Origin of the sequence: Microcoleus sp. Pol12B3 (assembly GCF_036701355.1) — a bacterium.
Taxonomy (GTDB): domain Bacteria; phylum Cyanobacteriota; class Cyanobacteriia; order Cyanobacteriales; family Microcoleaceae; genus Microcoleus.
Genome location: NZ_JAUBQS010000019.1, coordinates 80,718 through 91,948 on the forward strand (window position 1 = coordinate 80,718; position 11,231 = coordinate 91,948).

An 11,231-nucleotide genomic window follows, 5' to 3' on the forward strand; every position below is an offset into this window, starting at 1 on the left:
AGGGAGTTTTCATTATCCCTCAGTTTAGCTCGATCGATCGATCTTAGCGGCCGGAATTGGCGATCGGAATCTCGATCACCAATTCAGTCCCTTCTCCAATTGCGGAGATGCACTCCAACCTCCCGCCGTGTTTGTCCACAACAATCTGATAGCTAATTGACAATCCCAAACCCGTCCCGTGACCAACTGGTTTGGTGGTAAAAAACGGATCGAAAATTTTCGCTTTTACAGATTCATTCATTCCCATACCATTATCTTTGATGCTAATTATTGCCCCATTTTCTGAAATACTAGAAGTAGTAATTGTCATCTGGATAGGGTTAGCTTCTATCTCTTCCAGTGACGAATTTTGCTCTCGCTCCCGCAGGGCATCCACAGCATTATTAATGATGTTCATAAACACCTGGTTTAATTGCCCAGCATAACACTCTACCTTGGGCAAAGAACCATAATTTTTAATGATTTTTATAGCAGAATGACCTGGCTTTTCTTTAGTTAAATGCTGCAAAATTAACAAGGTGCTGTCAATTCCTTCGTGAATGTTAACGGGTTTTTTTTCACCTTCATCTACCCGCGCAAAGTTCCGTAAAGTCAGCACAATTTCGCGGATGCGCTCGGAGCCAACTTTCATTGACGACAGAGTTTTCAACAAATCTTCGCGCAAAAAGTCGATGTCAATTTTTTCCAGAAAAGCTTCAATCTCTGCATCTATTTCGGGATAACGATCCTGGTACATAGCGAGCAATTTTAAAATGTCTCCTGCATAGTCATTGACATAGGTAATATTGCCGTAGATGAAGTTAACGGGATTGTTGATTTCGTGGGCAATACCAGCTACCAAAATGCCCAAAGCCGACATTTTTTCGGCTTCGATTAATTTGAGCTGGGTTGTTTTTTGGTTTTCCAGAGCTTTTTCTAGTGCCGACATTCTTGCTTTTAAAATATTTTTGGAATCTCTAAATTCCTCAGTGAGCTTTTTTAGCAAAGATTCTTTTTTTTGATTGAGGGCTTGTAATTGGCTGCGTTCGGTTTCCGATTTTTCGAGTTTTTTACGCAGGAGTCGATTTTCCTTTTCCAGCTCTTTGATTCTGTTGTCCCAGTCCGTTGGTTCCATCGGCTATTATTTTGAACCTAAAAATAGTGTCAGAACAGTTTTATGAGGAAATTTAGTTGCACCCTTTACCTAGTTAGAATCTCCGCGCACATCGCCTAACCAATTGTGTCCGAAAAATTTAAGAGTTCCTTTATTTTGGTCGATATAAAAATATTATCTAAGATACATTCAAAATGTCAACATATTAATAACAAATCTAGTTAAAACCGCTTGCTACTTGTATTCCCCGCTCTCGCATTTGCTGGGTTTTCATCCGATTATTGGTAAATAAGCAGGGCGATCGCAAACTTATAAAGGCGGGCCCAGCGCGAAAAATTGCCCGATTCAGACAACTTTTGTACAAAACCCGTCGGCAATGCAAAGCGAAAATATTAAATGTGAGTGCGATTGACCGGGGGCGACGGGAAAAGTGCGATCGACTGGGCGCGCGATCGCCCACAAGCAATCTCAAGTAACAAGCTCATTGCTCTCTCCCAGAACGCAATCACACTATAGCATTGCTGAGAAATCTCACTTTAATGTGTCGATCGTACTCACACACCCGCACCGTTTTGTGCTAATAACTACTACTTGTGACAACATCGACACAGCCGTTTATATTTGGAGAGTAATTGATGTCAGGTAGCGAAGTTCGTGCAGACTTTTGGATGAGCGAGTACATTACCCCTTGGGATATTTACGTTCACGGCGTCATCGCGGTGCTTGCTTACAAGAAAACAGCCTATCAAGAAATGTATGTCGTTCAGACCGGTACTTACGGCAAAGGCTTAGTTTTAGACGGTAAGTGGCAATCTTGTACAGGCGACGAGTTTCTGTACCACGAACCCCTGGTGCACCCAGCCATGATTTGTCACGGTTCACCCAAAAAAGTCCTCGTTCTCGGTGGCGGAGAAGGAGCTACGATTAGAGAAGTGCTGCGCTGGAAAACAGTTGAAAAAGTCGTGATGATCGACATTGACGGCGAAGTAGTAGAAGCTTGCCGCGAACACCTGCCAGAAATGCACCAAAACGCCTTTGACGACCCCCGCTGCGAAGTAGTAATCGGCGATGCTTTGGACTATTTAGACAACACAGACAAAGATTGGGATATTGTCATTTCTGACTTGTCCGATCCAATAGAAGAAGGCCCATCTTTCCAGTTGTTTACCAAGGAGTATTTTGAGAAAGTTCGCAGCGTAATGTCACCTAACGGATATTTCGTAGTGCAAGCAGGCCCCGTTTCTCCGGCAGAAATGAAAATGCACGCTCGCATTGTGAATACCCTGAAATCTGTTTTCTCCAATGTTCAATCCTGCACCAGCTTTATTTCTACTTACGGAGCTCCTTGGGGTTTTGCGATAGCTTCTAATCAAGAAATAAATACGCGGCCCGAACCCGCAGTTACTGACAAATTACTCGCCGAGAAAACAACTGGCGGGTTGCGGATGTTCGACGGAATTACACTGTTGGGGTTGATGCAGCTTCCCGGTCACTTGCGGCAGGTAATCGCCGCTGAAACCGAAGTTTACACTATGGCAGCGCCGCCTAAGTTTTTCGGGAAAGGTTCAGTCAGTCAGTGAAGTTAAATTGAAAGAGAAAACTCGTTTGGAGTAACTGAGATGAACAATTTAATTCGCATAGTCGCTGCAATTTTTCTTCCCCCTCTGGGCGTATTTTTGACTGTCGGCATCGGTACTGATTTTTGGATCAACCTGGTTCTCACGTTTTTGGGCTTTATTCCCGGTATCATTCACGCTGTTTGGGTGATTGCTAAGCACGATCGAGCTTAGCTTGAAAGCAAATCGAGTTTTGGGATAATAAACAGGCAAGAGAAAATAAAATTTCTTTTGCCTGTTTTTACCAATTAATCTGGATTAAATCTGCATTGCTCTGCGGTTAAAAATAAAAAAATCTAATTCTTATTATGACAATTAGATTGCACCTCAAGTTCTTCACAAACCAATTGAGCAATTTTTTTCGCCGCCCCCGATTCTCCTCGAACCGCACGCAAACGATCGCCCATTTGTGCTAATTTATCAGGATGGCTCAAATAGTCGATCGCCAATTGAGCTATTACTTCCGGTTCCAGCTTCCCAATTAACTCCGGCACAATCTCCTCCTGTGCCCAAATATTCGGCCAAGCATAAAGCTTACCCTTTCCCAATTGCCAGATTAGCCAATTAATCGCAGTCGCAAAAGCTGAACCGACTAACGGCAAATTTGCCAGCAATCCCGGCAATCCGTCCCAAGCTTTCATCGCATCCAATTGCTGCGTCGGAATCAAAACAATCATCGGTACGGCTAACGAACCCAATTCCGCAGTATTCGCTCCCACAGTAGTTAAACAGAGGCTGCATTCTGATAGCAAATCGTAGGCGGGCGTCTGCGTCCAAAGTTCTACTTGCAAGTTATTTGCTGTCTGCAAAAACGGCCGTTCTGTTAAATGAAGTTCGGCGCTGGCGTTCTCAAATAAATGCAGGCAAGGATTTTGTTCAGGGTCGGCAAAACCTGCTAGAGTTTGCACATCTATGGTAGGAGCAACGGGAATAACAAAGCGAGTTTCAGGGCGGATGCGGTGGATGGATTGGGCGATCGACAAACATAACGGTACACCTAAAGCTAATTTGGCGGCTTTAGAACCGGGCAACAATCCAATTAATTCTATTTTCCGTAGGGTTACTGCCCCATCTTTGGCGTCAGATTTTCGATTACCTACTTCTGCGATCAAATCTCCGACAACTGTAAATTTATTAGCATATTTTTGGGGAATTTTAGCAAAAACTTCGGGTTTCATGGCCGCAAATTTATCAATCCAGCGATACCACCGCGCGTCCCATTCAGCATAAATAACAGTGCGATATTTGAGTCTTTTGCCAATAACAACCGTAAAAAATTGATCGCCGCCTAAAAATAAAACCACTCCTGTTTTGTGCCAATCCCAATTTTCAGCAGTTTTGCCAGATAATAGGAATGGAAAAAAATGCTCCGGTGCTTGCACTCTGTCAACTTCTGGGTAGGAACAAGCGATTTGTGCTTCTTTCCCGGTGGCGTGCGGACAGGGGGACAGCACTACAGAGATTCGCGCTTGAGTGCCCGCGTTTCCCAATTGCTCGCGCAAAGCTTGCACGGCGGGACGCACCCAAGTTGCCAATTCTCCGGGGCCGTTGGAGAGGATTAAAATATCGACTGTCATAGGATTTAATATTTGAGAGGATACAAGGGAGAATTTATGACAGATTTAATTGATGCCGTCAAGACGGGTGATGTTGCGGCTGTAGAAAGTGCGATCGAACAGCGTGCAGATATCAATGCCAAAGATGAGGAAGGTGCGACGGCTTTGACGGCTGCGGCTGAGGCTGGCAATTCTGCGATCGTCAAAAAATTGCTGGCTGCAGGTGCGGATGTCAACAGTCACGATAATGACGGGTGGACGCCGTTAATGAGTGCCGCTGCTGCCGGACATACGGAGATTGTACAGCTTTTGCTGGAGGCGGGGGCGGATGTGAATGCTAAAACTAATTTTGGTTTGACGGCTTTGATGAGTGCAGCAGGTAGCGGGCGCACTCAAGTTGTGGAATTTTTAATCGATAAAGGAGCTGATATCAAAGCTAAGGATAATAATACTTGGACTGCGTTAATTTGGGCCTCTTCGGAGGGTCACAAAGATACTGTTGAGGTTTTGAAGCTAGCGCGCGATCGCCATTAAAGACTTAGAAACCGGGTTTATTCGAGAAACCCGGTTTCTGGATGATACAATTAATTATCGCACTTCCCAGCAGCGATCGGGCAAATCCCCACTAGCTTAGAGATTTCTAGCCAAGTAGAGATAGAGAACCTCTAGATTCTGGTAATAGATTCAACTTAAGATTTCCGCCGCCTTCAATAACAGCGATCGTGTCAAAGCTACTAATTCCCGAACTTCCATCTGGAAAGTAGACGAACAAGCCGTTCGTTTGGATAGCTAAATCTCGATTGTTGTTGATGGGAAATATCAAGAATTTATCTAAAGAAGGTTGGATATCGCTTGTTGCTAGCTGAATGGTATCCTGACCTTGGGTAAAGTTACGAATTGTAGCAAAACCTGGCCCGATATATAACTTTGTTGGGGAACTGTATAGCTTACCACCACCGCCTACTAAAAGGTCTCCGAGCATGAATTTATCGCGGCCGCTACCGCCAGTGAGAGTATCGAATTCATTACTGCCCTCACTTTCATAATTTCGGCCGGGGATGGAAAAGCCATCACTGTTTGCAACATAACCTACTTCAACTCCAATTAATTCGGTATTTCCCACCCCAGCACCGGTGATGATGTCATTGCCGGAAGTTCCGATAAAAGTCGCAAACCGGCTGGGATCGTTTTTGCCGAAATTGAAGTAGTGTTCCCGACCTGTTTTCAATGCTCCCGATTCGACAAAAGGCCGAACATCGGGATTTTTTTGTAAGTATTCTGTTTCAAAGAATGAAGTCCCAAACTGACCGTCTTTGAGGCCGAATTGAATGAAATGCTGGTAGCCGTTTTTAAAAGTTCCATTCTGAATAAACGGCTGTAACTGTCGGTTATTTGCGAGATAAAACGCTTCGTTATACTCAGGCGATACACGAGTGCGACCCTCTTCGTAACCGTATTGGATAAAGTGGTCTAAGCCCGTCGCAAAAGGTGCAGTTGGGTTGTTGGGGGTGCGGACTAAGGCAGCGATGTCTGGGTTGCCAGCGAGGTAAGTATCTTCGTCAAAATACCGCGATACTTTAGTTAAGCCGCCGGCTTGACCGAATTTTTCAAAGTGTTCTCTTCCAGATTTTATAATTCCTGCATCAATAGCACGTTTCATCCAAGGATATTGCGCCAGGTAGTATGGTTCGTCAAAAATGTCATAATTAGTCATAATTATTTCTCCAAGCTTAGTCTGCTTACTTGTCGATTAAACTTGACCCACTATACGTAACTCTACTAACTCAGTATGTCAAGTTAATTATTGTTAAGCTTGTTTTATTATTTTCATGGCAAACACAAAAGTGCGATCGCACTTTTTGCGAATGTGCGATCGCACCGACAGCAGACCAATACCAATCCTGAATAGCTGCGAGAATTCTATCCAAGTAAAAGTATCGAAAAAGAAGATCCTGGTAATTGATTCAACTTGAGATTTCCGCCACCTTCAATAACAGCGATCGTGTCAAAGCTACTAATTTCGTAAGATCCATTTGGACGCAAGACTGACAAGCCGTTCGTCTGGATAGCTAAATCTCGATTGTTGTTGATAGGAAGTACCAAGAATTTATCTAAGGGATCTCCTTCATAATTACTTGATGCTAGCTGGAGGCTATCCTGACCTTGGGTAAAATTCCGAATTGTAGCAAAACCCGGCCCGATATAGAGCCTTGTTGGGGAACTGTATCCCTTACCACCAGTACCTTGCATAAGGTCTCCGAGTACGAATTTATCGTGGCCGCTACCGCCAGTGAGAGTATCGAATTCATTACTGCCGTCACTTTCATAATTTCGACCGGGGATGGAAAAGGCACCACCTGTACCTAAACCTACTTCAACTCCAATTAATTCGGTATTTCCCACCCCAGCACCGACAATCATATCATTCCCGGAAGTTCCGATAAAAGTCGCAGATCGACTTGGATCGGAAGTTCCGAACTTGAAGTAGTGTTCGCGACCGGTTTTCAAGGCTCCAGATTCGACAAAAGGCCGAACATCGGAGTATTTGTTTAAGTATTCTGTTTCAAAAAATGAAGTCCCAAACTGACCGTCTTTGAGACCGAATTCAATGAAATGCTGGTAGCCGTTTTTAAAAGTTCCATTCTGAATAAATGGCTGCAACTGTCGGTTATTTGCGAGATAAAATGCTTCGTCATACTCAGGCGATACGCGAGTGCGACCTTCTTCGTAACCGTATTGAATAAAGTGGTCTAGACCCGTCGCAAAAGGGGCGTTTGGGTTGTTGGGAGTGCGGACTAACGCAGCGATATCTGGATTGCCTGTTAGATAAGTATCTTCGTCAAAATACCGCGATACTTTAGTTAAGCCGCCGGCTTGACCGAATTTTTCAAAGTGTTCTCTTCCAGATTTGATAACTCCTGCATCAATGGCCGGTTTGACCCAAGGATATTGAGCAAGGTAGTATGGTTCGTCAAAAATTGCGTAGTTAGCCATTTTTTGTCGGGCCGCTTTAATTAGCTGTTTATGCAATTTATCAATCATCTGGAAGTTACACAATACCCGATCGGGTGATTTTTTCCAAGTGTCAAATCTGACTTAAGCTCTATGCTTTCTAGCCGAGGAAAGTGAGACTGACTGGAGGACTAAACGGATTTATCATCTCAATCGGTTGCAGACTTAGATTTGATCCGCCCTGAATTCTGGCAAGTGTATCTCCAGATTTTTGAATTAATAAGTCCGCCCCTGATGGAAATATACTCAGTTCATTAACGTTTTCCACCAACTGAATAAAATCTTTTCCTTTTTCAAAATTGACAATCCTGGCCTCCCCACTGCCCGTATAGAAATCTACTCGGCTGATCAAACTACGTCGGTTGTTGGGAACAGCATCTCCGATCACGAAGTAATCAATGCCAGAAGTGCCAATCAATGTATCGAATTCAGTGGTAGTCAGGAAAGGCTCTCTCGTGATGTCATCCAATTTCAAAGCGTCATACTTATTCTTATTAATGCCAAAAGGTGGATTAGGGCCGGCGAAAGCTACTTGCAGTCCGATAATTTGATTTTTTCCCGCTGTAAATCCCGTGACGATATCATTACCGTTGGTTCCTGTAAAAAATCCGTATCGATTTGACTCAAATTGCCCAAATTTTAGATAGTGTTCTCGACCACTTTTTAAACTTCCAGCCTCCACAACTGCCGCCACATCTGGGTTATCTCCCAAGTAACGTGGTTCAAAAAAACTTGTCCCGTACCTACCTTCTGTTTTTCCGAATTGGATAAAGTGTTGAAAGCCGGATTTAAAAATTCCGTTCTGCACGAAGGGAGTTATCTCCGGGTGGCGATTTAAATAAAAAACTTCGTCGTAGTCAGGCGATACTCGCGTGCGCCCTTCTTCGTAACCAAACTGGATAAAGTGGTCTAAACCTGAAGAAAAGGGTCGGTTTTGGTTGTTGGCGGTGCGAACAAATGGTGCAACATCTTGATTTTGAGCTAGATATGTATCTTCGTCAAAATACCGCGATATTTTTGTGAGGCCGGCGGCTTGACCGAATTTTTCAAAGTGTTCTCTTCCAGATTTGATAATTCCTGCATCAATGGCTGGTTTCAGCCACGGATATGAAGCAAGGTAGTATTGTTCGTCAAAAATTGCGTAACTAGCCATGTTTTCCTCCTGCGGATTTAATGAGGTATTTATGCAATTTCTCCATAATCCCGAACTGAGAAAATTATTTGATTGGGTGATTTTACCTAATCAAATCTCACTTAAGCTCTATGCTTTCTAGCTGAGGAAAGTGAGATATACTGGATCTGCAAATGGATTTGTTATCCCAATCTGTGGCAGATTGAGAGTTGAGTTTTCCTGACTTGTGGAAATTGTATTTACCGATTGTTTAATTAATAATTCTCCCCATGATAAACTTAGGCCAACCATCCATATCTGCGATATTTTTACCCAAGAAAAGATCTAATAATACTAGACCCTGGTAATAGATTCAAATTGAGATTACCACTACCTTCAACAACAGCGATTGTGTCAAAGCGACTGGCTATGAAAACTCCATTTTCAACGACGGGAAAGCCATTCGTTTGGATAGCTAAATCTCGATTATTGTTGATGGGAAACACCAATAATTGATCTAAGGGAATCCCTATCTGGATGATATCCTGACCTTGAGTAAAGTTCCGAATTGTAGAAAAACCTGGGCCGATGTAGAACTGTCTGGATGAGAGGGTTCCTCCCCTGAAGCCAACAATGTCACCGAGCACGAATTGATCGCGGCCGCTACCGCCAGTGAGAGTATCGAATTCATTGCTGCCGTCACTTTCATATCGTCGGATGCCGTTAGGGGCTTCTACGTCAACTCCAATTAATTCCACATTCCCCGCCCCGGAACCGGTGAGGATGTCATTGCCCGAAGTTCCCACAAAAGTCGCAGAGCGGCTTGGCTCAAATTGTCCAAACTTGAAGTAGTGTTCCCGACCAGTTTTCAAGGTTCCCGATTCGACAAACTGCTGAATGTCGGGGTTGTTTCCTAAGTATCCCTGTTCAAAGAAAGAAGTAGGCAACCGACCGTCTTTGGCCCCGAATTGAATGAAATGCTGGTAGCCATTTTTAAAAGTTCCATTCTGAATAAACGGCTGCAAATCTCGGTTAGTTGCTACATAAAACGCTTCGTCATACTCAGGCGATACGCGAGTGCGGCCCTCTTCGTAACCGTATTGGATAAAGTGGTCTAGTCCGGTCGCAAAAGGTGCGTTTGCGTTGTTGGGAGTGCGGACAAAGGGTTTAAGGTCTGGATTTCCTTCAAGGTAAGTATCTTCGTCAAAATACCGCGATATTTTTGTGAGACCGGCGGCTTGACCAAATTTTTCAAAGTGTTCTCTTCCTGATTTGATGATTCCTGCATCAATGGCTGGTTTCAGCCACGGATATGAGGCAAGGTAGTATTGTTCGTCGAAGATCTCGTAATTCATAGTTTGCTGTTTAAAATAAAGTGCGATCGTACTTTTTCATAGCACAATCGCCCACAACAAATTAAAAGTCATCAATCATCAGCATTAGCTAATGACCGATGACCGATGACCGATGACCGATGACTATCCAATCAAGAAAGTACCGTTACCGTTAGATTCTTGGAAACTCAAATTTAAACTTGCTCCTCCTTCAATCACGCCCAGCACATCTCCAAAACGCTGGATTGACAAATTGCTGCCAATGGGAGTTAGACTGTAGCCGTTTAAAGAAGTTCCTTGCAGTTGGATAAAATCGCTTTCGATGTCGAAGTTGCGAATCGTAGCTTGACCGTTACCCAAATACAGCGGTGTCGGGCTCAAATTCCCGGATGTAGGAGGAACCCCGAGTACGAATGTATTGGTTCCCGGAGCACCAATCAGGACATCGAATTCATTGGTGCCAAAGCTTTCATACTGGCGGTTGCCTTGGGGATCTATACCTACTTCTACTCCCACAAGTTCGACATCGCCCACGCCAACACCAGTTAAAACATCGTTGGTACGGGTGCCGACAAAAGTCGCGTCGCGGGCAGGCTCAAATTGTCCAAAATTGAAGAAGTGTTCCCGGCCTGTTCTCAAGTTTCCAGAGTTAACAAACGGCACAATGTCGGGGTTTTCTTTTAAGTATTCTGGTTCAAAAAATGAAGTCCCAAACCGACCTTCTTTGGCCCCGAATTGAACGAAATGCTGGTAGCCCGATTTGAAAGTTCCGTTTTGAATAAACGGTTGGAGTTCAGAGTTGTTGGCTAAATAAAAGCTTTCGTTGTATTCGGGTGATACTTGGGTGCGGCGCTGTCCTTCATCGTAACCGAACTGGATAAAGTGATCGAGGCCGGTCGCAAAAGGCGCGTTTGGGTTGACTGTACGGACGAAGGGTGCGAGGTCTGGATTCCCAGCAAGGTAAGCATTTTCGTCAAAATAACGCGATACTTTTGTTAGACCGCCTTCTCGCCCAAATTTTTCAAAGTGTTCTCTTCCAGATGAGATGACTCCTGCGTCAATGGCTGGTTTGACCCAAGGATATGAGGCGAGGTAGAATTGTTCGTCGAAAATTGCGTAGTTAGCCATATTTTCCCCTTAAGGTTTTGATGAGTTTGAGAGTTTATAGCAATTAGCTTTCCATGAACTCGATCGCCGATCAGGAATTTACACAAAATAGACTTTATTAAATTGTTTTAAGTTCCTGGTGAAATTTCAACTTATTTTGACTCAGCAATTATCCGAAGGCTACATTCTGCCTTCAGAATTTATGCGTTTTTTCCATTAGTTAATTTCTCATCGCAAGTTTAATCAATTTTACAAAACTTGGAAATTTTTTCAGGATTTCTTTCTCAATAGTTGGTTAATTTTTAATTATTTTTATCCAACCCATTAATCTTTTACATATTAAAGTAAGTTTGTCAAGTAAATTTTTGTAAATAAAATATGGAGTATTTGCTCAAGGAATTT

At 43.5% G+C, this 11,231-nt stretch carries 10 protein-coding genes; 3 read left to right on the plus strand and 7 right to left on the minus strand.

The features are described from left to right. Nucleotides 1-43: 43 nt before the first annotated feature. The gene (locus QUA53_RS12145) at nucleotides 44-1,114 is read right to left on the minus strand and encodes an ATP-binding protein (protein WP_333097486.1); all 1,071 of its coding nucleotides are present in this window, start codon (nucleotides 1,112-1,114) and stop codon (nucleotides 44-46) included. A 614-nt stretch (nucleotides 1,115-1,728) separates the two neighbouring features. Here QUA53_RS12145 and QUA53_RS12150 point away from each other — a divergent pair. Continuing rightward, nucleotides 1,729-2,673 carry a fused MFS/spermidine synthase gene (locus tag QUA53_RS12150; protein ID WP_333097484.1) on the plus strand — a complete coding sequence of 315 codons (945 nt, stop codon included), beginning with the start codon at nucleotides 1,729-1,731 and terminating at the stop codon, nucleotides 2,671-2,673. 39 nt (nucleotides 2,674-2,712) lie between these two features. After that, nucleotides 2,713-2,883, plus strand: coding sequence for a YqaE/Pmp3 family membrane protein (locus QUA53_RS12155; RefSeq protein ID WP_333071975.1), 171 nt, complete (start codon nucleotides 2,713-2,715; stop codon nucleotides 2,881-2,883). A gap of 122 nt (nucleotides 2,884-3,005) precedes the next feature. On the opposite strand, the gene QUA53_RS12160 is transcribed toward QUA53_RS12155, so the two are convergent. Beyond that, on the minus strand, nucleotides 3,006-4,286 hold the full coding sequence (locus QUA53_RS12160) for a lipid-A-disaccharide synthase (RefSeq protein ID WP_333097482.1): 1,281 nt from the start codon (nucleotides 4,284-4,286) through the stop codon (nucleotides 3,006-3,008). Between the two features lie 36 nt (nucleotides 4,287-4,322). Here QUA53_RS12160 and QUA53_RS12165 point away from each other — a divergent pair, with 36 nt between their 5' ends. Continuing rightward, nucleotides 4,323-4,799 carry an ankyrin repeat domain-containing protein gene (locus QUA53_RS12165; RefSeq protein WP_333097480.1) on the plus strand — a complete coding sequence of 159 codons (477 nt, stop codon included), beginning with the start codon at nucleotides 4,323-4,325 and terminating at the stop codon, nucleotides 4,797-4,799. A gap of 106 nt (nucleotides 4,800-4,905) precedes the next feature. Here QUA53_RS12165 and QUA53_RS12170 read toward each other — a convergent pair whose 3' ends face one another. From QUA53_RS12170 to QUA53_RS12190, 5 genes are all read right to left on the minus strand, one after another. After that, nucleotides 4,906-5,979, minus strand: coding sequence for a calcium-binding protein (locus tag QUA53_RS12170; RefSeq protein WP_333097479.1), 1,074 nt, complete (start codon nucleotides 5,977-5,979; stop codon nucleotides 4,906-4,908). A gap of 206 nt (nucleotides 5,980-6,185) precedes the next feature. Further along, nucleotides 6,186-7,259: a calcium-binding protein gene (locus QUA53_RS12175; RefSeq protein WP_333097478.1), complete on the minus strand. Its 1,074-nt coding sequence runs from the start codon at nucleotides 7,257-7,259 to the stop codon at nucleotides 6,186-6,188. Between the two features lie 118 nt (nucleotides 7,260-7,377). Next, nucleotides 7,378-8,430 (minus strand): calcium-binding protein, encoded by a 1,053-nt coding sequence (locus QUA53_RS12180; protein WP_333097477.1) that lies wholly within the window; start codon nucleotides 8,428-8,430, stop codon nucleotides 7,378-7,380. A 287-nt stretch (nucleotides 8,431-8,717) separates the two neighbouring features. After that, nucleotides 8,718-9,743 (minus strand): calcium-binding protein, encoded by a 1,026-nt coding sequence (locus QUA53_RS12185; protein ID WP_333097475.1) that lies wholly within the window; start codon nucleotides 9,741-9,743, stop codon nucleotides 8,718-8,720. A 123-nt stretch (nucleotides 9,744-9,866) separates the two neighbouring features. Continuing rightward, nucleotides 9,867-10,850 (minus strand): calcium-binding protein, encoded by a 984-nt coding sequence (locus QUA53_RS12190; protein ID WP_333097473.1) that lies wholly within the window; start codon nucleotides 10,848-10,850, stop codon nucleotides 9,867-9,869. Between the last annotated feature and the right edge of the window lie 381 nt (nucleotides 10,851-11,231).

Excerpts from the sequence above, each read along its gene's own strand:
- QUA53_RS12145 (WP_333097486.1), bottom strand. The coding sequence starts at position 1,114 with ATGGAACCAACGGACTGGGACAACAGAATCAAAGAGCTGGAAAAGGAA.
- QUA53_RS12160 (WP_333097482.1), bottom strand. The coding sequence starts at position 4,286 with ATGACAGTCGATATTTTAATCCTCTCCAACGGCCCCGGAGAATTGGCA.
- QUA53_RS12175 (WP_333097478.1), bottom strand. The coding sequence starts at position 7,259 with ATGGCTAACTACGCAATTTTTGACGAACCATACTACCTTGCTCAATAT.
- QUA53_RS12170 (WP_333097479.1), bottom strand. The coding sequence starts at position 5,979 with ATGACTAATTATGACATTTTTGACGAACCATACTACCTGGCGCAATAT.
- QUA53_RS12165 (WP_333097480.1), top strand. The coding sequence starts at position 4,323 with ATGACAGATTTAATTGATGCCGTCAAGACGGGTGATGTTGCGGCTGTA.
- QUA53_RS12185 (WP_333097475.1), bottom strand. The coding sequence starts at position 9,743 with ATGAATTACGAGATCTTCGACGAACAATACTACCTTGCCTCATATCCG.
- QUA53_RS12150 (WP_333097484.1), top strand. The coding sequence starts at position 1,729 with ATGTCAGGTAGCGAAGTTCGTGCAGACTTTTGGATGAGCGAGTACATT.
- QUA53_RS12180 (WP_333097477.1), bottom strand. The coding sequence starts at position 8,430 with ATGGCTAGTTACGCAATTTTTGACGAACAATACTACCTTGCTTCATAT.
- QUA53_RS12155 (WP_333071975.1), top strand. The coding sequence starts at position 2,713 with ATGAACAATTTAATTCGCATAGTCGCTGCAATTTTTCTTCCCCCTCTG.
- QUA53_RS12190 (WP_333097473.1), bottom strand. The coding sequence starts at position 10,850 with ATGGCTAACTACGCAATTTTCGACGAACAATTCTACCTCGCCTCATAT.